Source organism: Paenibacillus sp. HW567 (assembly GCF_000374185.1).
In the GTDB taxonomy this organism is placed as follows: domain Bacteria; phylum Bacillota; class Bacilli; order Paenibacillales; family Paenibacillaceae; genus Paenibacillus_AQ.
The window spans coordinates 2,273,771-2,297,440 of the sequence record NZ_KB910518.1 but is presented as its reverse complement, the minus strand read 5'-3'; the positions used below and the strand labels follow the sequence as shown (position 1 = coordinate 2,297,440).

Below are 23,670 nucleotides of genomic sequence, written 5' to 3'. Positions count from 1 at the left end.
AGTCCGAAGGCTATAGAATTTTGAAAAAAAAGGAGTTGTCCGCCGTGTGGCAAACTGTTTTTGCGACCGCAGCCAGGAACCAGAGAGCGAATCTCCGGGCGTTTCCCTGGGCTTTTACCCTTGGTCATATTATTGAAGGCGGGTATCTGGTCCTTGTCTCCTATTTCTCCTATGTCTATCTCATCCAAGGGGATCTGGACGACAGATTCGCCTTATATACCGGAAGCAGCAATTATCTGGCTTATGCCATCATTGGCGGTGCACTGAATGTGTTCAGTGTCAGCATGATGATGAACGTATCCCGGGCGCTCATTACCGAATGGCGGGAAGGCACGCTTGAAGCGCTGCTGCTCGCTCCTTCCAGCCGGAACGGATATTTTCTCGGCACAGCTCTCCAACAGTTTTACCGCAGTGGAATGGTGCTGCTCGCCGTAACCCTATTCGGGATGCTTGCCGGAATGCGTCTCTCCGCACCCAACTTGCTGTCAGCAGCTATAGGCGGCTTACTGTTCATTCTTTCCTGCTACGCTATGGCGCTGGTGCTGGGGAGCATCATGCTGTACACAAGAGACACGTACATTGTCCAGAATACGTTATTTGCGGTAACCACGCTGCTGTGCGGTTTTCAGTTCCCCAGACAGTATTTGCCCGGATGGCTGCAGGGGGCAGGCGAAATCTTCCCGCTAACCTCCTCGCTGCAGCTCCTGCGGGGTGCGCTGTTGACAGGTGCAGCAATCTCGCTGCCCGATATTGTCCCTGCCCTGCTGCTCTCCCTGATATACATAGCGGTTGGATTAGGCTGTACACGGCTTGTAGAGCGAAGATTATTTGAGAGGTTCTAAAGGCGAAAGGACTGAAAACTTATGATTGAAATGAATGAGGTCACCAAAATTTACGCAACCAAAAACAGACTTGGACTATTCCGTTCAGAGCTAAAAACCGTTACCGCCGTCCAATCACTCACGCTGAACATCGCCAAAGGAGAGATAGTAGGTCTACTGGGTCTGAACGGAGCCGGCAAAACCACAACCATCCGTATGCTGTCCACACTGCTTGACCCCACATCAGGGAGCATCGAGATCGACGGCATGCCTATGGCGGACAACCGGCGTGCTGTGCAGCAAAAAATCAATATGATCGCCGGGGGCGAACGCATGCTGTATTGGCGGCTCACAGGCCGGGAGAATCTGCAGTACTTTGGCAGCCTATATGGGCTTGGCGCGGAAGCGCTGCATAGGGAAAGCACACGGCTGCTAGACGAAGTGGGACTCACCGAAGCGGCAGACCAGCCCGTGGAGCAATATTCCAAAGGAATGAAGCAGCGCCTGCAAATTGCCCGCGGCCTGATTAACGATCCACACTATTTATTTCTGGATGAGCCGACACTTGGCCTGGATGCGCCGATTGCCAGACAGCTTCGCAGCACCATACAGAGCCTGGCTAAAGAGCAGGGCAAAGGCATCCTGCTGACCAGCCATTATCTGCAGGAGGTCGAAGAATTATGCGACCGGGTCTACGTGCTGAACCGCGGCCGGTTGCTGCTGTGCGACAAGCCGGAAGCAATAGTCCGGCAGGTCGCCGGCCTGCAGACTGCCCATCTGGAGGTCAGCCGCTGGAATGAAGCCCTGCGCCCGCAGCTAAAGGAGCATCTCGAACGGCTGGGACACAGGGCAGAACCGGTCGTCAGGGGCATGGACGGAAATGCGGGTAATCCCGCGCTTCAAGAGTGCGGGACTTACCGTATCTCCGTACAGTCAACCTCTGCCGACAGACTGATTACGGAGCTGCTTCCCTGGGCCACCCAACATGGGCTAAGTATTAATGGCTTCACCTGCGATAAACCGAACCTGGAGGATGCCATTATCCGGCTGTCGGAAGGAAGGGCATCATGAGTCCCGGCGGTGTATGGCATGCCCTTCTTGCTGAGATCTCCAAGCAGCACCGTAACCGCTCCAAAGGCAAAGTGGTGTTCTTCTCGCTGCTGCTATGGCCCGCCTTCAGCTTCCTGACCTCCTACTTCACCATGAAGCCCTACCGCAGCGGGGCGGGCTCCGTGCTCTCGCGGATCATTCCCGATGAGCGCGTTCCCTTGTTTTTGCTGAGCGGCTATCTGGTATTCCAGCTCTTCTGGACCGTCGTTGAGGCGGCCTGGCAATTCGAGCTGGAACGCAAGGCTGGCACGGTAGAGGCCGTCTTTCTGACACCCTCATCCAAGATAGCTTTTCTCTACGGGCGCTCACTGTATTCCCTGTTTCATGGAATCTGGATGTTTGCCGTCTTTTCGCTGCTGACCTTTGTCTTCGTCTCTGATGCCTCCACCGTAAATTGGGCCGCCCTGATTCCGGCCCTGCTGCTGATCATGGTCTCGGCGGTCATTTGGGGAGCACTGCTGTGCGCGGTATCTCTGTTCTCGCGGGAGTCCTCGTTTTTGTATTATATTTTTCAGACTCCGATGGAGCTGTTCGGCGGTGTGCGCATTCCCCCTGCCGTCTTCCCGGCCTGGGCAACCGGACTGTCTGCGCTGTTCCCGGTGACCTACAGCCTGATTCTGGTGCGCGGCGCCTTATATGACAGCATCGGTCCAGGCTGGTGGCAGGCGCTGTTCACTCTCATTGCAGGCAGCCTCCTGCTTGCCTTCTGCACGCGTTACCTGCTCTACCGTGCTGAAAAACATGCCCGGAGGAAGGGCAATTGGACTTTATTTTAGATAACAAACAATCCCAAACCAATCGGCTTGGGATTGTTGTACAGTCGGGTGATCCACCTATTGAAGCTTCACTTGAGGCAGCCAGTAGGGTTACAGGGTTACCGTGACTCCAGCCGTTCCAGCAGTCCTGAGAACAGATTTTTTACCTTTTTTGAATACTTCCCCTTCTCTTTGCCCATTGAGGTGTAGACCAGTGAAGTATTGTCTTTATTAATTAGATACTGATAGCTTGTATTGCCCTGGTTATCCTCTGTGAACTTCTCATTTGTCAAAGCTGTCTGCTCCTGGCCCCAGCCTGTCAGTGACAGCCCAGCAGCCAACGCTACGGCAAAGGCAAGCAATCCTGCGATATAGCGTTTCATCCCTGCCCTCCTTATCTACCACTCAAGCATAGATCGTGTATGCAATAGGATGTCAGAGTGTTCAAAAAATATACACAAGCTGAAATAAGATAAGCTCCTTGAAATCGGAGAGAAGCTATTCATTCTCCCGGAGGATCTGTATGAATGTCCGTATCAGGAGCCGTCTTCACCCAGCGTGTAAAGCTTACCCGCAGCCCTGCTCTGGTAGGAGCGCAGAGAAAAGGACCTGCTTGCTTACCGGCCTCATACGGAAAACGGGCCACCCGGATTGTGCGCCAAGGATGGTTGTCTGTCCGGGCACGGATCACAACTGCATCATTCATGCGTGATGCACGGATTGTTACCACCCCGCCGTCCCATTCAGGCACAGGTGACAGCGACCAGTCGGAATACATGTCCGTCACAACGGCGCCAATATGCGGCACACCGTCATTCAGCTCAATACCGGCTTTTATCCACACCGTGGGGCTGTGCCACAGCATGATTCCCGCTTGATCATACAGCCCGGTAAATCCCTGCAACGAAAAGCTGACTTCTACCGCCTCACTATCCTCCCATGAAGCCAGCAGCGCATGCCCGTTGTCATGCTGGAAGCCGTACATCGTTTTTTCCCAATAATCACTGCCCTTCACCGCTTCCACAACGAACATTCCGTCTTGAACCTCCGAGGAGACCGGTTCATGAGTCCAACTTCCATCCTGCCAATTCACCGTCTTGATCATATAGACACCTCTTCTTTTCGTATTTTTATTACAGCATTATTCCCCATCTATTCCGCAGATTTGGTTAAGTGAAGATCAGGCTCCAGCGTCTGCAGGGTTAACACAATCATCCCCGTCAAATAATCAGCGGCAAAATCACTGCTAAGCAGCAGCTCAGGAACCGCACCCGGCGGCAGCAAAGCCGCACATCGTTCCGCAATCTCCCTGAGATGGCCCTCCTGCAAAAAACTTCCGTACAGGACAACTGCGTCCGGGTTCAGCACACTGGCAACCGCCGTTGTCAGCCTGGAAATCGCCTCCACCAGACCGGCCGGCGAAGTCTTCCACTCACCACTGGCCCAGGGAATACCCAGGGGAATAAAGGTTACTTCCCCCGCCAAACCCTTCCCTCCCTTATGAAGTTTGCCGTCGATGATAACCCCGGCCCCGGGCGGAAACCGGTCCGGAAAGTATAAATACACCGCACAGGATTCTCCCTCTGCTGTCCCCTTGCTGTTATAACCGACTGCAGCGGCATTAACATCATTTTCGATAATAATCCGCTTCTGGTAGCGCTTCCTGAAATGCTCTGCCACCAGCACGCCGCGGAGAGCATCATAGTCCGACACCACCAGTCTGCCGTCGGCCTCGGAGCCGGGCAATCCGAACCCAATGGCCTGAATAGAAGGATACTGCTTAAGCAGCTTATCAATAATCTCTTCAAAACAGGATAAATCCACCTTCTGAACCGGCGTATTCATTTCATGCAAACAGCGTCCAAAGAGTGTAACCACCGTACTGCGAATACTGATCCCGCCTTGTTTTTCAAAAGGAAACAAGATCAATGCCAAAGCATGCTCATCATTATATATGTACTGCTGGGCCGGTCTGCCGCCGCTGGATGAAACCAGCCCCGCCTCCAGCACCTCACTCTGATGAACCAAAATCTCCAGCACCGTGCCGGCCGTGACGACGCTGAGTCCCGTTGCCTCGGCAATTTGCCGTTTGGTTGCTGCTTGTTTGCGTTCCTTCAGAATACGCCGAACCAGGTTGATATTCACTTCTTTAATTACGAGGGCATTGCCGCCGATATTCTTCATTCGCTATCACCTCGTATATTATAATACTTTGTAAAAGTATTTTGGTAAATGTTTGCGGCAATATCTGCGAAAGTGTACTGCAAAATAATCCCCACTTGCCTTCCTGCAGAAAGAGCCCGGCAGTATACTCTGCCAGGCTCGTATCTTCATAAAATGCTATAAGTCTTACAAATCCGGGTGCTCGTGCTTAGCCTTGAGACGGCTCCAGCGGCGCTGAACCTCGTTCTCGAAGGCATGCAGAGCCGGCTCGTTCTCCGGCTTAAGCAGATGGCGGGTTTTGCCCATCGTCTTCAGCCAGGCGGAAACCTCGACGCGTTTGTCCTTGTCCTCCGGATTGTACGTAATATTCGTGATTCCTTGCTCTACCTCATAGAGCGGGAAGAAGCAAGATTCTACAGCCAGCGATACGATGTTCGTACCATCCTTGTCCTCAGACATCCAGTTGAGCGGGCAAGCGATGAGAATCTTGCCGTAGACCAGACCTTCGTTCTGTGCATACCACTGTGCTTTGGCCGCTTTTTTCAACAGATCCTGCGGGTAAGCCTCGCAGCCAGTGAAGACATAAGGGACATTGGTAGCCGCCATAATTTGCGCGGTATCCTTATGCTGGGTCAACTTACCCTGCTGCGTTTTGCCAATGCTGGATGTTGAAGTACGGTGGCCGAGCGGAGTGGAATAGGATTGCTGTGCACCAGTATTCATGTACCCTTCGTTATCGTACTCTACAATGATCATTTTGTGGCCGCGCAGCGCAGCACCGATAGCCGGACCCATACCGATGTCCATACCGCCGTCACCAGTAACCATTACAAAGGTGAAGTCTTCCTTCAGACCCAGCCCGTCAAGCTCGCCCCGGCGTTTACGCTCCCAGAACATTTCCACAACACCTGATAGCGTAGCTGCACCGTTCTGGAAAAGGTTATGAATAAATGTCGATTTATGCGCCGAATACGGATAACCTGTAGTCGTTACCATCGCACAACCAGTATGGTAGAGCGCAACAATATCGCCTTCAATTCCTTTGAAGAAAAGCTCCAGACCTGAGAATATTCCGCAGCCCGGACATGCGCCATGTCCCGGGGATAAACGTCTCGGCTTCTTCATCAGACTGCGGACCGGCGGAACCTTCACACTCAGCTTGCCGGTCTCTTCGTCTTGCTTCACAGTAATCAGGCCGGTCTTGAGCGCTTCGAAATTCATCGGCTTCAGCAGACGTTTCGGCGCATTCTCCGGTGTGCCCGGATTGTGGCCGTAATAATCGAACGGAATTTCCACACGGTCTGCAACAACGGCATCCATAGCGAGCTGGAAGAAATGATGACCGTCTTCGGCATAGAAATCCTTGCCGCCAAGTCCATAGATACGGCTGATGACCTTCGTAGTGGTGTTGCCGTATGTGAAGAGCGCTGCTTTGATCTCATTAACCATATTACCGCCGTGTCCGCCAACGGAATCTGCGCGGTCGCCAACGGTAATGGCTTTGACATTCTTCAGCGCTTCAGCGATTTGCTTCTGCGGGAATGGACGAATCATATTCGGAGAGATTGCTCCGGCTTTGACTCCTTGGAGACGAAGCTGGTCAACAACATCCTTAATGATCTCGGAGGCGGAGTTCATCAGGAAGACGGCAACGTCGGCATCCTCCATCCGGTACTGCTCAATCATCGGATAGTGGCGGCCGGTCAGCTCGGCAAATTCCTGCGCGATTTCTTCGAATACTTCTCCGGCATTATACATTGCGACCGACTGCTGGTAGCGGTTGTTGATATAATCCGGCTCATTCATGTAAGGACCAACGGTAACCGGATTGTTGCGGTCCAGCGTGTCTGTAAAACCAACCGGCGGCTGCTCGCCTACGAACTTATGCACATCCTCGCGATGGACAAAAGTTTGTACACGGCGCTTCTGGTGGGAGGTGAAGTAGCCGTCGGATGCAACCATCACCGGAAGACGTACCTTTGCATGTTCTGCCAGCTTCAGTGCCATCAGATTCATGTCGTAAACAGACTGCGGATCACGACACATCAGAATTGGCCAGCCGGTATTGAGCGCAAAATACAAATCGGAGTGATCACCATGAATGTTCAATGGCCCCGAGATCGAGCGGCAGACCAGATTCATGACCATAGGCATGCGCGTACCTGCTTGTACAGGCAATTGCTCCAGCATAAACATATAGCCTTGGGCGCTGGTGGCATTAAATACGCGTCCGCCCGCTGTCGAGGCTCCATAACAGATCCCTGCAGAGCTGTGCTCGCCGTCGGAAGGAACCAGCATGATATCGTGCTGTCCGCTGGCTTTCATGGTATCCAGGTACTGGGCGACTTCCGTCGATGGCGAGATCGGGAAATAACCCATCACATGATAATTGATCTGATGAGCGGCGTAAGCAGCCATTTCATTGCCGGATTCATATAGGAATTTCTGCTCCACTTTGGCGGAACCTACTTCTTTTTCATAGTCAATAGCCATTATTCATCCACCTTTCTTCCAAATGTTAGAGCTGTGAGATTAGATCAAATTGGTGATGCACCGTGTGGCTGTCCGCATAGCCCTCCGTCTCACGCTGGCTTGACAGTGCCGAGGTCGGGCATGCCTCAATACATTTCAGACAGCCCTTGCAATATTGATAGTCGATGCCCAGCAGGAACATTTGCGAACGGCCCTTGCGGTCCAGACGCTCTTCCCATACAAAACACTGATCGGGACATACCGTATCGCATTGTGCGCAGTTAATGCATGCTTCATTATCGTACGCCGGAATCATTCCGGAGCGGGAAATGCTCAGGTTCTTCAAGAACGTGCCGCCGGGATTGGTAATCGTGCCGCCCATAGGCTGGGTATCATATCCCAAGAGACCAATGTCAGAGCGGACATATTCAGGCATGCTGTCGCCTGCGGCCAATTCGAATTGCATGAATTTCACTTCATTATAGCCGCGGTCAAACGTTGTAATTGCCGACTGAACCGCCTGCGGATATTTTTTGCCCAGGGATTTCTCAATAACGCCCTTCATCGTTTCGGTATCAAGGAATGGACAGAGCCGGAACAGCGCGCCCAGCATCGCCATGTTAACCCGATTCTTCTCCTTCAGAGCAATGCTTGTCGCGTCAATCACGGCAATGGTTCCGGCCTTCATCTTGAGCAGCTCCTTCAGCTCCTCCGGCGTCTTGGCCGAATTCACTAACACCGTACTGTGCTCATGAATGCCGCTTGTAACGTTAACAGTTTTGGCCAGCGCCTCATGGAATACTCCCACGACATGCGGACGCTCAACCGGCGACGTATCGCGGATATGCGTGTCCAAATCACAGAAACGGATATGGGCCTTAACGGCAGACCCCTTTTTCTCTGAGCCGTAAGACGAGAAGCTGACACCGTTCAGCCCCGCACCGACTACACCTGCTTCCGCGAGCATCTTACCGGCCAGATTCGCCCCCAAGCCCCCTATGGACTCCAGACGAATCTCAAAGAATCCAAGTTCGTTAACAATTGGTAATTGTACCACCGACATAACCCCTTTCTAAATGTCAACTAGAATAACATCCTTATGACTTTTTCAACGATTGTAACTTGATTTCGCTGGTCGGGAAGTGACAAATCTTGCATTTTCCACACTTGGGGAATCACAATTATTTATAGATTTCAATTGATTTCTTTATATGCGACAGCACCGCGTTACCATAATAGAAGGAAATCTGCCATAAAAACAGCAAAATGTGAATTTTATGTGTATAATACGTTTCCCAAGTTAGACATGGATAAAATGTCACCTTATTATTTAGCAATAAAATAAAAATTTAAGATGTTAAATTTGTCACATAAATCATGATAAATATCACAGGCAAGAATACGCATTCCACACATTTGAACCGCTATACAGCAACAAACATAATTTCCAATAACAAGCTGACAAAAAAGGCCGCCCCTGCGCATCATAACGGTGCGGGGACGACCTTAGTCTCTGATCGGCAATATTACAAAATGAAGGTTATTCCTCGTCAGGCATCATATGCTCCGCAATCAACTGCTGCTTGCGGTTCCATACCTGTTCGCTGAGATTCACACGGTACACCTCAGGATTCAGCTTGCGCAAATACTCCGGCCAGAATAAATCAAGCTGCTCCTGATGATAGCGGCGGATTTCATCCAGATCAGGCAGCGTATAGACCTGGAAGCCGTTTACGAAAATCGGCTCCAGCATGGACAGGGCCTTGTATCGCTCCACATATTTCTGCATGTACGGATGCAGCGGATTGAACAGCTTCAGGCGGGCGCCGCTCTTCGGCGTTGCTTCTCCGGGGAAGCTGATGTAATCAGCCAGCGCCTTGCCTTTGGGACCGATAATGCGGAATACATCCTTTTTGCCGGGGGTGGATACCTTCTCGGGGTTGGACGAAATCTTGATCGTCGGCACCATTTCTCCGGTTGGCGATTCAATCTCTACGAGCTTATAAACCCCGCCAAGCGAAGGCTGATCCGAAGCTGTGATAAGCTGTGTGCCTACCCCCCACGTATCAATCGCCGCCCCCTGTGATTTCAGGTTCATAATCGTATTCTCATCAAGATCATTGGAGGCAACGATCTTTACATACTCAAGTCCCGCATCGTCCAGCATTTTGCGTGCCTGGATGGACAGATAGGCCAGGTCACCGCTGTCCAGACGGATGGCGTTCATCCGTTTGCCTGCCGCTTCCAGCATCTTGGCGGTGTTGATCGCGTGGGGTACACCGCTGCGCAGCGTATCGAAGGTATCCACCAGCAGCGTAACGCCATCCGGCATCACCTTGGCATAGGCATCGAAGGCCTCCTGCTCGCTCGCAAAGCTCTGCACCCAGGAATGGGCATGTGTGCCCTTTGTGGGGATGCCGAACATTTTGCCTGCCAGCATATTGGAAGTAGCGTGAAAGCCGCCCACATAAGCCGCACGGGCGCCCCACACCGCCGCATCCGCTTCCTGCGCGCGACGTGTGCCGAACTCCAGCAGAATATCCTTCGGGGCCACCTGCTTGATCCGCGAAGCTTTGGTGGCAATCAGGGTCTGGTAATTCATGAAGTTCAGGATCGCAGTCTCTACGAGCTGGGCTTCCATAATGGTGCCTTCAACACGGATTAGCGGCTCGTCCGGAAATACCAGCGCCCCCTCCTTCATCGAATGAATGCTGCCCTGGAAATGAAACTGCAGCAGCTCCTCCAGAAATGCCGGCGCATAATTCTCTTCCTGTTCCGACAGGTATCGGACATCCTCTTCGGTAAAACGCAGCCCGCCGATATACTGGACGATACGCTCAAGTCCCGCAAATACGGCAAAGCCATTGCCGAACGGAAGCTTGCGGATGTAGGCTTCAAACACAGCCTTACGCTTATGGCTACCGTTCATCCAGTGGGCATACATCATATTAATCTGATATTTGTCGGTATGTAGAGCAAGTTCTCTCCTCAAGTCGTCATCTCCTAATGTCTTCGCTGGTTATTCGCCCGAAACTACGCCCGCTCCGAGACTGCCCCGGAAATGGCCCAGCGCCCAGGAATGTCCGTCCGGGTTGAAGCTGGCTACCGCGTCCTCATGTATGGTAAGGCTGAATCCCTTATTGTAGGCATCCACAGCCGTATGCAGGACGCATATATCGGTGCAGACCCCAATCAGGTGCAGCTCGGTAATTCCCCGTTCACGCAGCTTCAGCTCCAGATCAGTGCCGGAGAAGGCGCTGTAACGTGTTTTGTCCATCCAATAGATGGATTCCCGGTTCTGCTCATAGACAGTATTCAGGCTTCCATAAAGCTCGCGCCCGCGTGTACCCCGCAGATTATGCGGCGGAAACAGGCTGCTTTCGGGATGATACGGATCATTCGTTTCGTGCAGATCCACCGCCATGACCACATAGTCGCCGCTGCCCACAAACGCTTCTGTCAGCTCGCTGACCCGCGGCGCTATATCAATACCGGGCTGCCCCACTGGCAGACTGCCATCCACAAAATCATTAGTAAAATCAATGACGATCAATGCTCTCATCGCGTTACCTCCTGCCGATCTAAGTATAGATGGATAATAAAGGCTCATGGTCTGTGAACATATAGAGCTGCGCCGGACGCTGGGAATACTGGTTGGAGCTTACCGGATTGCCCGCCTCGTCCCGCACTTCCTTCAATATCCCCTGCCGGCTGCGGGTTGAAGTGATTTTGCGGATAAAATTAGGCTCCTTGAATTCCGGCACAACCGTCTGGATTACCTGATACAGCTCACTGAGCGTAAAATGTCTCGGCAGAAACTGCCGCGCAATCGTGGTCTGCAGCATTTGCTGCTGAATCCGCAGGTAGGCGTCGGTAATAATATCATGATGGTCAAAAGCCAGCTCAAGCTCCTCAAGCGCTTCCTGCACGGTAAACAGGCCCACCTCTCCTGCATCGTCGGAGGCTTGTCTATGCTCCAGCATCCACTCTTCAACCAATGCGAAAAAAGCATGGCTGATTATCCACCCGCGCGGATCGCGGCCAGGCTTGCTGTAGACACCAAGGTATTCCAGATGACCGCCGTCTACGCCCGTTTCTTCCTTCAGCTCCCGGGTAGCGGCATCATATATGGACTCATCCTCCTGGCAGAAACCGCCCGGCAGCGCCCACATGCCTGCGCAGGGCCATTTCTTGCGTCTGATCAGCATAACCTTGAGTTCACGCAGCGGAAGCGTTTTGGTCACAGTCTTCCGTTCGCGTTTGGTCAAGGTAAACATAACAATATCGGCCGGAACCCCATCCGGCGTGCGGTACTTTTTGGCGTTATAGGTTTGTTCCTCGTTCTCGCTCACTATAGATCATCCTTTGCCGCAGCTTAAATTAGCTGTTCGTATCTTTTAATGTACCAAACCTGCTGTTCTAAAATCAACACTATGAACTTCCAGCATGGTGCTTAAGGAAGTAGAAAGAGGCGGATTTGCACCCGCCCCCAGTCCTTTACTTTAATCGCCGCATGTCGATGGAGGGGCTTCGGTGCCCGCTTCGACATTGATTTTTTCCGAAACGGTGTCTCTGATTACAGAAATGACGAGCTGCAGCAGATAGTTGATATCGCTCTGGCTCTGCTGAAATTCATTAACTAGCGGAATTCCGTCGATCTCATCCTGCAGCACTTCAATCTCATGCTCGATCCTCACGACCATCTCTTTATTCTTGAAGCTTTCGAAGGCGACGATTTCCTTCTGCTTCTTCTTGATGGTGGCAATCAGACTCTGTACCCGTTCATGGTTCTGTATCTTCTGTTCAGCCTGCTGGAAATGCTTCACCTCTTCGCTGGTGGAAATGAGTGATGCAAGCTCCTTTGCTTTGCCCATAATATCCTCGCGCACGATCAAATCACGGGTATGGTGAGTCTGCATGCCGAATTCGTTCACTAGCGGTTCATCCTGGCTCATTGTCATCGCCCCTTTCCTGTATGCGTTAGAGAATAGCGGCGGCTTCCGCCACGCAGTCCCCTTTGATGTACCATGTCTTGGTATCCGTAATTCTTACCTGCACAAAGCTGCCAATCAGCTCCTTCGGTCCTTCGAAATGCACCAGCTTATTCGCGCGGGAACGGCCGGAGAGCACATTCGAATTGTTCTTGCTCTCTCCTTCTACGAGAACCTCGACGATCTCTCCAAGCATCCGGTCATTGCTGACCCGGCTCTGCTCCTTAATCAAATCATTCAGGCGCTGCAGCCGTTCGCTCTTAACCTGAAGAGGCACATTGTCCTCCATCGAAGCGGCTGGCGTCCCTTCACGCGGGGAATAAATGAATGTATATGCCATATCGTAGCCCACTTCACGCACCAGCGAGAGTGTATCTTCGAACTGCTCCTCGGTTTCACCGGGGAAGCCGACAATGATATCGGTGGTCAGTACGGCATCCGGTACGCTGGCCTTAATCTTGCGGACAAGCTCCAGATACGATTCGCGGGTGTATTTGCGGCTCATTTTCTTAAGAACGGCTGTGCTTCCCGACTGCACCGGCAGATGGATATGCTCCGTGAGATTGCCGCCTTTGCCGAGCACTTCAATTAATCTATCGTCAAAATCGCGGGGATGCGAAGTCATGAAGCGGATGCGGGGAATATCAATCTTCCGCATGTCGTCCATCAAATCCCCGAATGTATAGTCAATATCCGTAAAATCCTTGCCGTATGCGTTCACATTCTGCCCCAGCAGGGTCACTTCCTTGAAGCCTTGGCGGGCCAGCTCCCGCATCTCGGCAATGACATCCTCCGGACGGCGGCTGCGCTCCTTACCCCGTGTGAACGGCACTATGCAGTAGGTACAAAATTTGTCACACCCGTACATGATGTTGACCCAGGCGCGCATCCCCTCCCGCTTCTTCGGCAGGTTCTCAATAATATCGCCTTCCTTGGACCAGACCTCAACGACAAGCTCCTTGCTGAAAAATGCTTCCTTAACGAGCTGCGGCAGACGGTGGATATTGTGGGTTCCGAAGATCATATCGACAAAACCGTGCTTGGACATGATCCGGTTGACCACCCCCTCCTCCTGGGACATGCAGCCGCAGACCCCGAGCAAAAGGCCCGGCTTCTCCAGCTTTAGGTTCTTGAGATGGCCCAGCTCCCCGAATACTTTGTCCTCGGCATTCTCGCGGATGGCGCAGGTGTTGAGCAGAATGATGTCCGCCGAATTGCGGTCCTCAGTGCCCAGGTAGCCCATTTGCTCCAGAAGACCTTTCATCGTTTCGGTATCATGCTCATTCATTTGACAGCCGTAGGTCGCTATCGAGTAATAATGCTGCTTGTGGCGGTTCATTTCCCTGAACTCTTCCATAATTCCGTTCGTTTCATCATTCTCAAAATCAATTACCGCGATATCCTGCTTGCCTCTGCGCTTGCCCTCTTTGTAATCCGGATTCGAATTGATCTGAACAGTTCGGCCTTTAATCCGGTAGGTTATCTTGCCCTCTTCTTCACTGATGACCTTGGCATCGGAAAAATCAAAATATTTGGAGTAATCCTTCGAACCACCCTTGCCGGATTTTAAGTCCGGTGAGTTATTCCCCATTGTCATTATTTCACGTCCTTATAATGAAGCTTTGCACATTTTGCAAGCTCGGTTAGATTATGCTCAAGTAGAAATTATAGCATAAAATGGCCGTTCCGGTAATTGAAGCGGGGAATGTTTGGACTTCCGGCCGCTGTTAGGTTTGGATTTCTCTGATTGGAACCGCTGATTGCGGCAGAAATCCAAACATAAAGGCGGACGCTGCCGCTCCGTAAGTATCCAAACTTCCCCTCCGTCACTTCAAAAAAAATAGCCGCCCCAAAGCGGGACGGCTGTGATTCGGTGAAAGTGCGGCCTGAGCCGGTATGATTATTTTAAAGTAAGAATACCTGCCTTTGGCGTTACATGGAAGGCCGCAGCCAGATCAGCCAACTGCCGGTCCGTAATCTTCTGCTTGATTTCTCTGCCGCCGACCAGATTGTAGACAGTCGCTGCTTTTTCAATCGTTTCCACGAGTCCGAAGGTCGCGTCCATTGCCGCACCGGTAACAAATATCCCATGCTGCGGCCAGACCACCACGCGGTAATCCTTCATTTTATCAGCAGTAGCCCGCCCGATTTCACTGCTGCCGGGAACGATCCAGGGGATCACGCCGACTCCATCCGGGAAAACGACCAGACATTCGGTGCACATTTCCCACAGGGTTTTGGTGAATTTCAGCTCCTCCAGTTCATGGGTGAAGGTCATGGCGATAACATTCGTAGCATGAGTGTGAAGCACGATACGGTGTGACGGATCAACCTTCAGGCGCTCAATGTGGCTCATAAAATGCGAAGCCAGCTCACTCGTCGGCACCGCACCGTTGCGCAGCCCCCAAAGGACCTCCACGCTGTCCCCGTTGCCGCTGACACGCAGCACACCCAGGTTGGCTTCAGGGTCCTTGATCACATTGCGGAAGTATTTGCCTGATCCTGTAACGATAAAATATTTGCCCGCCAGCTCCCGCACAGGGAAGGTAAGGTCAATGGTGCGCAAAGGCTCGCGGATATTGATGTATTTGGCTACCTCCTCCTCGTCCAGCAAATAGCTGATGTTGCCGCCGTTTATCTCATCCCACCCGAGTGACCACATATGATGGGTAATCTCGGACATCTCCTGGATAAAAGGCGCTTCCACGCCCGCAATATAGCCTTTGGATTCAATAACGGATGTACTCATTTGTTTTCTCTCCTTTATATGCACCGCATAATGTGTGTTCGTTCCCGCAGCCCTTATCTTGCAGACAGAACTTCCTGCTCATAGCTCTTCACTTCAGCCAGCCACTCTTCACGCACCGGCGTATTCTGCGAAGCACAGTAGTAATCCCAGACCGCCCCTAACGGATAGGACTTGAATTCCTCTACCAGAGCAAGACGCGAAGTGTAGTCTCCCGCAAGTTCAATCGCCTTCAGCTCAGCTACCGGCTCCAGCATAGCGCGCAGCAGTGCCTTGATGGTATTGCGCGTCCCGATGACCCAAGCGGCGATGTGATTGATGCTTCCGTCAAAAAAGTCCAGGCCGATATTCGTGCGTCCCAGCAAATCTCCGCGAACCAGCTCGCGGGCAATCTCCAGCAGCTCATCGTCCATCGTAACCACATGATCGCTGTCCCAGCGGACCGGTCTGCTTACATGCAGGAGCAGTTGCTCGCTGAACATCAAAATCGAAGACAGCTTGTTCGAGATTACTTCTGTCGGATGGAAATGTCCGGCATCGAGGCAAACCGCTTTGCCCCGGGTCAGTCCATAACCCATGTAGAACTCATGCGAGCCAACAACATAACTCTCCGAACCAATCCCGAACAGCTTGCTCTCCACGGCGTCGATATTGTACTGCGGATCAATCTCCTCGCTGAACACTTCATCAAGCGATTCCTTCAGCCGCATACGCGGGGCCAGGCGGTCCACCGGAGTATCCTTGTAGCCGTCCGGCACCCAGAAATTCGTCACGCAGGGCTGGCCCAGCTCGCGGCCGAAATACTCGGCGATACGGCGCGAGGCCTTGCAATGCTTGATCCAGAAGCTGCGGATTTCTTCATCAGCATGGCTCAAGGTGAAGCCGTCAGCAGCTTTGGGATGGGAAAAGCAGGTCGGATTGAAATCGAGGCCCAGCCCCTCAGCCTTCGCCCATTCGACCCAAGGTGCAAAGTGACGCGGCTCCAGCTCATCCAGATCCACCTTTTCGTCCGTATCGGCATAAATAGCATGAAGATTGACCTTATGTTTGCCCGGGATCAACGCGAGCGCCTTCTCCAAGTCCTGGCGCAGCTCCTCCGGCGTTCCGGCACGTCCCGGATAGCTGCCGGTTACAGCGATTCCTCCGCTCAGTTCTTTGTCCTTGAAAAGAAACCCTCTGACGTTATCTCCCTGCCAGCAATGCAGTGAAATTTTGATTTCTGCCAGCTTGCCGAGCACTTCATCCACGTTGATGCCGTGGGCGGCGTATAATTTTTTTGCTGCGTTATAGCTGTCAATGATGCTCTGATCCATGCTGCAACCTCCTAAAAGTTTTGTGAGCATCCGCTCCACTGGTTTACTTCGTACAAAACTCGCTTCGAAAGCATACGCTTAGTTTTGAGAGCATTTGCTTCACCGATATACTTCGATCAAAACTCGCTTCGAAAGCATACGCTTAGTTTTGTGAGCATCCGCGATAGCAGTGAATTTTTCTCCACAGCGTCCGGACGGCCTATAAACGGCCCCCTGTAAACGGGGCATGGAGCGCATCCCAGCGGGCCAGCAGCTTCTCTAGCTGTGGAACGGGGCGCGGTGTATAGGCAACTATCGGAAAGGAGTTCCCGATGATCGCTCTCGCCTCAGCGATGCCGGCAACTCGGCCCGACTCAATCATCTGAACGGCAAGGTTGCCAAGCGCCGTCGATTCAACCGGTCCGGCCAGCACCTCTTTGCCGGTGACATCCGCTGCCAGTTGGCACAGCAGCTCATTGCTCGCTCCACCACCGACAATCTGCAGCACATCCACCGCCGTTCCCGTGAGCGCTTCAAGCTCCTGGAGATAGCTGCGGTAGGATAAGGCCAGACTGTCAAAAATACAAAGCGCCAGCTCGCCAAGGGTCTGCGGAACCGGCTCTCCGCTCTCCGCACAGGCAACACGGATTTCTTCAATCATGTTCTCCGGGTTGAGAAAACGCGGTGCGTTGCACGGTATCAGACTGCGGAAGCCTTCGGCTTCTCCGGCGAAGCGGGCCAGTTCGGCGAAGCTGTGACGTCCGCCGTCCAGCCTGCGCACCTCCTGGATGAGCCACAGTCCCATTATATTTTTCAGGAACCGGTAAGTGCCGTAGGCACCCCATTCATTGGTGTAATTGGCTGCCATCGCCTGCGGATTATTAATCGGCTGAGTCAGCTCCACGCCAAGCAGTGACCAGGTACCGCTGCTGACATAAGCCGAGGAACGGCCGCTCTGCAACGGAACACCAAGCACCGCAGAAGCCGTGTCATGCGTAGCGGCACATATCAGCTCGCATTGAGGCAGATCATATTGCTTGACCAGGGAATCCATGAGAGGCCCCAGGCTCTCGCCCGGCGCTGTCAGCGCTGCGAACTGCTCTCTTCGCAAATGCAGTAAGGAGAGCAGGTCTTTATCGAACTCGCCTGTCTGCAAATTCAAGAGCTGCGTAGTTGAGGCGTTGGTGGCCTCGTTGATCTTCCGGCCGCTTAATCTATAGTAGAGATAATCGGGCACCAGCAGAATTTGATCCGCTCTGGCCAGCTCTTCCCGGTCATGGATATACAGTTGATATAACGTATTGAAGGATAATTGCTGGATACCTGTCTTCGCATACACCGCAGCAGGAGAAATCCATTGCGCCATTTCCTCCATCACACCATCCGTGCGGCTGTCACGGTAGGCATACACCTCCTGAATACGGTTCCCCTCTGCATCCAGAAGGACATAATCCACCGCCCATGTATCTATACCGAGCGTACATTCCGAGATGCCCCGCGCTTTGGCTGTCTGAAGGCCAATGATAATCTGTCCGAACAAATAATCAATGTCCCAGAAGCAGGAGCCCCCACGCTCGGTGAACCCGTTGCTGAACCGGTGTATTTCCTCCAGGGTAAGCTTCCCGTCTGAGAGCGTCCCCATTACAAGCCGGCCGCTGGAGGCGCCGATATCGACAGCGATGTGTTTGTTCATAGAAGTTCTCCTTACTTATAAGGTTGTTCTAAAGAATTTTACGGAACAAGGCAATAACCTCTTCTTTAGTAGGTATAAAAGGATTGCCAGGTGCGCAAGCGTCCTTCATCGAGTTCTCCGCGAGCAGGTCAAGATCGACCTCGTTCACGCCAAGCTCGGATAATTTGGACGGAATGCCAACTTCCTTGGACAACGCCTTGATGGATTCAATGACAAAATCGGCGCATTCCTTATTGCTTTTGCCTTCAACCTGCAAGCCGATCGCCTTCGCAATGCTTCTGAATTTCTCCGGCACATGTTTGGCGTTCTCCTCTTCCACATACGGCAGCAGCATCGCATTGCACACGCCGTGCGGCAGGTCATATACCCCGCCAAGCTGATGCGCCATCGCATGCACGTAGCCGAGCCCGGCATTATTGAAAGCCAAGCCGCCGAGGAAGATGGCATAGACCATTTGCTCCCGGGCTTCAATATCATGGCCGTTCTTCACCGTCCGGGCCAGATTGCCGAAGATTAGTTCCACTGCAGCCAGCGCCGTTGCATCCGTTACCGGATACGCCCCTGGCGTCACCAGGGCTTCAATGGCATGGGTCAGCGCATCCATTCCTGTAGCTGCGGTAAGCGCGGCCGGTTTATCGACCATCAGCTCGGGATCATTCACCGAAATGGTTGCCAGGCTGTTTTTATCGACCATAACCATTTTTACCTTGCGTTCTTCATCCGTAATGACATAGTTGATCGTCACTTCCGCCGAGGTGCCTGCGGTTGTATTGACAGCGATGATCGGCAGAGACTTGTTGTTGGATTGGTGCACACCCTCATATTCCTTGATATGACCGCCGTTCGTGGCGATAATGCCGATAGCCTTCGCCGTATCCTGCGGTGACCCGCCACCGATAGAGATCAGATAGTCGCATGCATTCGCATTCAGGAATTCCACGCCGTCATGGACATTTTTACAGGTGGGGTTTGGCTTCACTTCATCATACACAACATAAGAGATGCCCGCCTCATCCAGTACAGCCAGCAGCTTGCCGGCAATGCCGCTCTTGATCAAAAATTTGTCTGTGACCACAAGCGCTTTCTGCAAATTCAATTCTTGAATGTAAGGAGCAATGTCCTTCAGACAGCCTTTGCCCATAATGTTGATGGACGGTACATAATACACATGAGTACTCATTGATTGACCAGCCTCCCAGGCAATTTGTTGTTATGACAACGCCATGTTAATGCTCCTCTGCAAGCTTGAAGCTGCAATTCCCGGCTGCGGCACCTCAGGCTGGCCTCTTTGGAATCACAACCGGCCGGCGCTGGCGCCTCTCGAAAAGGTATCGCTTTCAAGGATGAATTAACATCCTCATCGTATCCCCATAAATCTGTGTTGTCAACAATTAAAATAATAATAATGTTGTTTTCATTTGTTTAATGTCCGTTTCGCGAAGAAAATAATAAAAACAGATGTTGTTTCTGTTTATTTTGTTGCAAAACACAGATATTCAGGTCTATAGTTAGGCAATATAGCTTCTGGAAAGGTGATTAACATGCTGGCAGCCGAAAGACGCAAAAAAATTATTGATCTCGTCCACCAGGACAAACGGGTGCTGGTCTCCGATCTAAGCCGGATATTCGAGGTAACCGAGGAAACGATCCGCAGGGATTTGGAGAAGCTGGAGAAGGACGGCATCTTGAGCCGCACCTATGGCGGGGCGATGCTCAACAGGCATACCAACGAGGATCTGCCGTTTTTGACCCGGGGCGCTATTAATACCGATATGAAACGCAACATCGCGCTGAAGGCGCTTGATCTGATTAATGACGGAGATACTCTGATGGTGGACCCCAGCTCGACCTCATTTGAATTTCTGAAGCTGCTGGAGAGCAAGCACAATCTGACGGTCATTACGAATTCGATTAACATTCTGCATGAATTCGCGAGCTCCGGGATGAATATCATTTCCTCCGGCGGTTCCCTGCGCCACCGTTCGCTGTCCCTGGTCGGGCCTGTCGCACACGATACCATTCAGCGTTATAATGTGGACACTGCCGTTATAAGCTGCAAAGGCATTGATCTGGAGCGGGGAGTCACGGATTCCAACGAGCCGGAATGTGAGCTGAAAAAGTATATGCTTCGCCAGGCGGAGAAGGTTGTCCTGCTTGTCGATCATACCAAATTTGACAAAACAGCCTTCACGAAGCTGGCGGATCTGGGGAGAGTTGATGTGCTGATCACGGACCGCAAGCCTGCGGATATCTGGCTGAAACGGCTCGCTGAAGAGAACATTGAGGTATTGTATTAAACGTAGAACGTAGATTGCAAAAGTGATTGCACTTTCTGATTACACTTTCTGCGCTAGACACCCATGCCGCCTTTCGCGGCACTTCAGACGATGCTGTTTCATAGAAGGCCCTCAATTTGGCTTCGCCAAATTCGAGGCTTCCATAACAATGTCCTCTGTTCGGACATCGTTATTTCAGGATAGACTTTAGGGATTCGGGGCTTAATGGACCTTTTGCGCAAAATCTGCTGTAAAGAATGCAACAGATCCTTTTTTGGCGTGGATTTAGCGGCAATCTGCTGCAGAAAGTACATTAGATTGGGTATGAGATCCAATTTTAAAGAGATTATAGCATGGCTCAGGTGTTATGCAGAGTTTGAGCTCCCCAACAAAAAGACCGCCAGATCCCCTTATCTTACTTGGGAACCGGACGGTCTTCTTTATGAGGATGCTGTTACAAAATGCCGCCTTTGGAGAGCATGATGTTCAGGATAGCGGTATCTGTCTCAGCCAGACCTTCCTGGACCAGCCGCTCCATGTTGCGGATGGTGTCTTCAACCTCATCAAAGATAACTCCGTCTTTGGTTGAAGGCGACAGATTGTTCATCGCCAGCGTAGCCGCCTGAATCGCCGCATTGGTGGAGGTGGAGATTTTCAGCGCGCAGGTTGATTTGGCGCCGTCGCAAATCATACCCGACAGGGAGGCAATCGTATTTTGTATGCCATGCTTGATCTGCTCCAGTGTGCCGCCCATAAGATAGATCATCCCGCTGCCCGCCCCTACTCCGCCGGCAATACCGGAGCCGCACAAAGGCGATAAGCGGCCTATATAATGCTTGATGTGCACAGTGATCAGATTGCTGAGCGCCAGTGCGCGGGCCAAAGCCTCTTCGTCCTTCTTCAGAAGCTCCGCCAGGGCAATAACAGGCAGTGTGCAGGCAATGCCCTGATTTCCGCTGCCCGCTGTCGTCATAACCGGCATTGGGCTCCCATCCATCCGGGCATCGGAGGCTGCGGCTGTTGCCGCGATAATTGAATTCGCAACATTGTTGCCGAACAGATTGACTGCCGATTGCTGGCTCATTTTTTTGCCCACCTGCAGACCATAATCCCCCCGCAATCCCTCATCGGAGATCGCTTTGTTCATTCTGGCTCCCTCAAGCAGGAAGCTCAGATCGGTAAATGGCGTGGTACTAATGAACTCGAAGATCGCCTCAACCGAGCAGGCATAGGCTTCAGATTCCGAGTGTCCGGGCTTGGCGCAATCCGCCTTGACCTTCGGGGGATCAATTCTCACTCCGTCGATGGCCAGGAACTCCACACGGGTATGCTCACCGGCTATAATCGCTGTAGCCGTATGGTTACGGCTGGATATGCGGGCTTCGATATACAGCTTCTCCGCTGTATCCTTCAACTCCACCTCCAGCAGCTTGCGTTCAAGCAGCCCACTCGCCTGCTCAATCTCTTCCGGCGACAGGCCGGACAAGATTTCCAGCTCCTTGTGGGAGCGGCCAACCACCGCCCCCAAGGCGGCTGCAATGGGCAGACCGGTCTGTCCGGTTCCGGGAATGCCCACCCCCATTGCATTCTTGATAATATTTCCGCTAAGCAGCAGATGGATTGCAGTGATCTCCTCCTGAAGGAGCTCTGCCGCCAGTGAGACGGCATAAGCGACGGCGATGGGTTCCGTGCAGCCCTCTGCCGGTACAATTTCTTTTTTCAATATATCCAGTAAGCTGATCATGCTGCTGTCACCTCTTCTATTTGCCGGAGCTGCTTAATGTATAGCTTTATATATAGTACAACAGAGTGCAGCATCAGGGAATCCCTGATCTTGTCCGGAAGATCACATATTCAAATAACAATATTAGTATATTAAAAAACAATATATGTTTATTGTAAAACGATAAATCATATGCTAAAATCATGTTGTCATTAAATAAGTGGAGGAGGTGTTGTAAATGAATGTTAAACGAAATTCGACCACTTTCTTAAAGGTAATTATTGTTCTGGCTGGAATTGCAGTGCTTGCTTTGTGTATATTTTTAGTGCCCCATATGGCGAATTTCGCAGCAAATTTGTATCCAGATATTGCCTTAATGAAATTTCTCGTTTTCATCGTGATGTATGGAGCGGCTGTGCCTTTTTACTTTGCTCTCTATCAGGCCTTCCATCTTTTACGGTACGTTGATGAGAACACAGCGTTCTCGGAATTATCTGTAAAGGCGTTAAAGAACATAAAATGCTGTGCGATTACAATCAGTGGTCTGTATGTATTAGGTTTGCCGCTCTTTCATTTTATAGCGAAGAAGGTTGACCCTCCTATTGGATTAATGGGACTCATCATCATCTTTGCTTCGCTCGTTATCGCCGTTTTTGCTGCTATCCTCGAGCGGCTTCTACAAGAAGCGATTAACATAAAATCAGAAAATGATTTAACGGTCTGAGGTGAAGGATATGGCAATTATTATTAATATTGACGTGATGTTAGCAAAACGAAAAATGAGCGTAACAGAGCTTTCGGAGAGGGTTGGAATTACAATGGCGAACCTTTCCATTCTGAAAAACGGGAAAGCAAAAGCGGTTCGTTTGTCAACATTAGAAGCGATATGTAAGACTTTGGATTGTCAGCCAGGTGATATTTTGGAGTACAGAAGCGGCGAAGACACTCAATAAAAACAGCGGCAGGCTAGGACTTTAATTCGTCCTTTGCTGTCGCTGTTTCAATTACTTGATTCAATAGTCTAGCGAATGCCCGGCGAAGCTGGGCAGACCGCTCTGCGGTCCAAGGCGGTTTGCCGCCTTCTTCCGGCAAATATATACCAAGGAAGGCGGATAATGAAGTGGAACAAATTTGATCTGCTCCAGATGAAAGACCTGACGGATCAGCCATGCCAGATGGGGAGGATAGCGGTAAGCGATAAATATCCCGCCGTCCCGGAGTGAAGCTGCAATCTGCTCCATCAGCCGGACCTGCATCACCCGGGTATAGCTGGCAAACGGAAGACCGCTCACAATGCAATCCAGCTTCTTTATGCCGCTGTTGTGCAAGGCCAGCTTAAGCCGCAGGCTATCAGGAAAAAAGAGAAACCCGGGATAATTCACTCTCAGCTTGTTCCTTCTGAGCGGATTTTTCTCAAACAGCAGCACTTGGGTATGATCCGGTTTGGCAGCCTGAAGGTGCTTCGTCAGCTTACCCGTGCCTGCGCCCAGTTCGGCCAGCGCATTCACTTGATGCCACGGAATTTGCCCGATGATCGTATCAGTTAAAGAAGCAGCGAATGGCAGCATGCTATAAATCCGGTCTTTCCATTCTGCAATCATGCTATCCCCACCTGCCTCAGCATCCTT

22 protein-coding genes are annotated in these 23,670 nt (G+C 51.7%); 6 read left to right on the top strand and 16 right to left on the bottom strand.

All coding sequences use genetic code 11. From position 1 onward, the window contains the following. The first annotated feature begins 44 nt into the window (after positions 1-44). Genes B212_RS0110340 through B212_RS0110330 form a run of 3 tightly spaced genes read left to right on the top strand, consistent with a single transcriptional unit; the run spans position 45 to position 2,707 of the window. Positions 45-842, top strand: coding sequence for an ABC transporter permease (locus B212_RS0110340; RefSeq protein ID WP_019910622.1), 798 nt, complete (start codon positions 45-47; stop codon positions 840-842). A gap of 21 nt (positions 843-863) precedes the next feature. Continuing rightward, a complete protein-coding gene (locus tag B212_RS0110335) occupies positions 864-1,892 on the top strand; it encodes an ABC transporter ATP-binding protein (RefSeq protein WP_019910619.1) in 1,029 nt (342 codons plus the stop codon). After that, positions 1,889-2,707 (top strand): ABC transporter permease, encoded by an 819-nt coding sequence (locus B212_RS0110330; protein ID WP_019910618.1) that lies wholly within the window; start codon positions 1,889-1,891, stop codon positions 2,705-2,707. The genes B212_RS0110335 and B212_RS0110330 overlap by 4 nt, the downstream gene beginning before the upstream one ends. Before the next feature lie 98 nt (positions 2,708-2,805). Here B212_RS0110330 and B212_RS0110325 read toward each other — a convergent pair whose 3' ends face one another. From B212_RS0110325 to B212_RS0110260, 14 genes are all read right to left on the bottom strand, one after another. Beyond that, positions 2,806-3,069, bottom strand: coding sequence for a hypothetical protein (locus B212_RS0110325; protein ID WP_019910617.1), 264 nt, complete (start codon positions 3,067-3,069; stop codon positions 2,806-2,808). Positions 3,070-3,188: 119 nt separating this feature from the next. After that, complete coding sequence (locus B212_RS0110320) at positions 3,189-3,791, bottom strand: DUF1349 domain-containing protein (protein WP_019910616.1); 603 nt, start codon at positions 3,789-3,791, stop codon at positions 3,189-3,191. 47 nt (positions 3,792-3,838) lie between these two features. Then, a complete protein-coding gene (locus tag B212_RS0110315; protein ID WP_019910615.1) occupies positions 3,839-4,870 on the bottom strand; it encodes an ROK family transcriptional regulator in 1,032 nt (343 codons plus the stop codon). Positions 4,871-5,035: 165 nt separating this feature from the next. After that, positions 5,036-7,342: a thiamine pyrophosphate-dependent enzyme gene (locus B212_RS0110310; protein ID WP_019910614.1), complete on the bottom strand. Its 2,307-nt coding sequence runs from the start codon at positions 7,340-7,342 to the stop codon at positions 5,036-5,038. Positions 7,343-7,367: 25 nt separating this feature from the next. Continuing rightward, positions 7,368-8,378 (bottom strand): 2-oxoacid:acceptor oxidoreductase family protein, encoded by a 1,011-nt coding sequence (locus B212_RS0110305; protein WP_028530728.1) that lies wholly within the window; start codon positions 8,376-8,378, stop codon positions 7,368-7,370. A gap of 483 nt (positions 8,379-8,861) precedes the next feature. Continuing rightward, the gene (locus tag B212_RS0110300) at positions 8,862-10,313 is read right to left on the bottom strand and encodes a nicotinate phosphoribosyltransferase (protein WP_019910612.1); all 1,452 of its coding nucleotides are present in this window, start codon (positions 10,311-10,313) and stop codon (positions 8,862-8,864) included. 27 nt (positions 10,314-10,340) lie between these two features. Beyond that, positions 10,341-10,883, bottom strand: coding sequence for a cysteine hydrolase family protein (locus B212_RS0110295; RefSeq protein WP_019910611.1), 543 nt, complete (start codon positions 10,881-10,883; stop codon positions 10,341-10,343). A gap of 19 nt (positions 10,884-10,902) precedes the next feature. Further along, positions 10,903-11,673: an NUDIX domain-containing protein gene (locus B212_RS0110290; protein WP_019910610.1), complete on the bottom strand. Its 771-nt coding sequence runs from the start codon at positions 11,671-11,673 to the stop codon at positions 10,903-10,905. Positions 11,674-11,823: 150 nt separating this feature from the next. After that, positions 11,824-12,276: a RicAFT regulatory complex protein RicA family protein gene (locus B212_RS0110285; protein ID WP_019910608.1), complete on the bottom strand. Its 453-nt coding sequence runs from the start codon at positions 12,274-12,276 to the stop codon at positions 11,824-11,826. A 25-nt stretch (positions 12,277-12,301) separates the two neighbouring features. Beyond that, the gene (gene miaB, locus B212_RS0110280; RefSeq protein WP_019910606.1) at positions 12,302-13,909 is read right to left on the bottom strand and encodes a tRNA (N6-isopentenyl adenosine(37)-C2)-methylthiotransferase MiaB; all 1,608 of its coding nucleotides are present in this window, start codon (positions 13,907-13,909) and stop codon (positions 12,302-12,304) included. A gap of 303 nt (positions 13,910-14,212) precedes the next feature. Next, positions 14,213-15,061: a rhamnulose-1-phosphate aldolase gene (rhaD, locus tag B212_RS0110275; RefSeq protein ID WP_019910604.1), complete on the bottom strand. Its 849-nt coding sequence runs from the start codon at positions 15,059-15,061 to the stop codon at positions 14,213-14,215. A gap of 53 nt (positions 15,062-15,114) precedes the next feature. Next, positions 15,115-16,371 carry an L-rhamnose isomerase gene (gene rhaA / locus B212_RS0110270; RefSeq protein ID WP_019910603.1) on the bottom strand — a complete coding sequence of 419 codons (1,257 nt, stop codon included), beginning with the start codon at positions 16,369-16,371 and terminating at the stop codon, positions 15,115-15,117. A 199-nt stretch (positions 16,372-16,570) separates the two neighbouring features. Continuing rightward, positions 16,571-18,043: a rhamnulokinase gene (rhaB, locus tag B212_RS0110265; protein ID WP_019910602.1), complete on the bottom strand. Its 1,473-nt coding sequence runs from the start codon at positions 18,041-18,043 to the stop codon at positions 16,571-16,573. Between the two features lie 28 nt (positions 18,044-18,071). Then, positions 18,072-19,223, bottom strand: coding sequence for an iron-containing alcohol dehydrogenase (locus B212_RS0110260; protein ID WP_019910601.1), 1,152 nt, complete (start codon positions 19,221-19,223; stop codon positions 18,072-18,074). 361 nt (positions 19,224-19,584) lie between these two features. On the opposite strand from B212_RS0110260, the gene B212_RS0110255 reads away from it, so the two are divergent. Then, on the top strand, positions 19,585-20,340 hold the full coding sequence (locus B212_RS0110255; RefSeq protein WP_019910600.1) for a DeoR/GlpR family DNA-binding transcription regulator: 756 nt from the start codon (positions 19,585-19,587) through the stop codon (positions 20,338-20,340). 433 nt (positions 20,341-20,773) lie between these two features. Here the strand turns inward: B212_RS0110255 and B212_RS0110250 are convergent, their stop codons facing one another. Continuing rightward, entirely contained in the window at positions 20,774-22,063 is a 1,290-nt protein-coding gene (locus B212_RS0110250; protein WP_019910599.1) for an L-cysteine desulfidase family protein, read from the bottom strand. A 217-nt stretch (positions 22,064-22,280) separates the two neighbouring features. Here B212_RS0110250 and B212_RS0110245 point away from each other — a divergent pair, with 217 nt between their 5' ends. Both B212_RS0110245 and B212_RS0110240 read left to right on the top strand, forming a co-directional pair. After that, positions 22,281-22,766 carry a DUF2975 domain-containing protein gene (locus B212_RS0110245; RefSeq protein ID WP_019910575.1) on the top strand — a complete coding sequence of 162 codons (486 nt, stop codon included), beginning with the start codon at positions 22,281-22,283 and terminating at the stop codon, positions 22,764-22,766. Between the two features lie 10 nt (positions 22,767-22,776). After that, on the top strand, positions 22,777-22,995 hold the full coding sequence (locus B212_RS0110240) for a helix-turn-helix domain-containing protein (RefSeq protein WP_019910574.1): 219 nt from the start codon (positions 22,777-22,779) through the stop codon (positions 22,993-22,995). A 60-nt stretch (positions 22,996-23,055) separates the two neighbouring features. Here the strand turns inward: B212_RS0110240 and B212_RS31200 are convergent, their stop codons facing one another. Next, the gene (locus B212_RS31200) at positions 23,056-23,643 is read right to left on the bottom strand and encodes a class I SAM-dependent methyltransferase (RefSeq protein ID WP_019910571.1); all 588 of its coding nucleotides are present in this window, start codon (positions 23,641-23,643) and stop codon (positions 23,056-23,058) included. Positions 23,644-23,670: the final 27 nt, after the last annotated feature.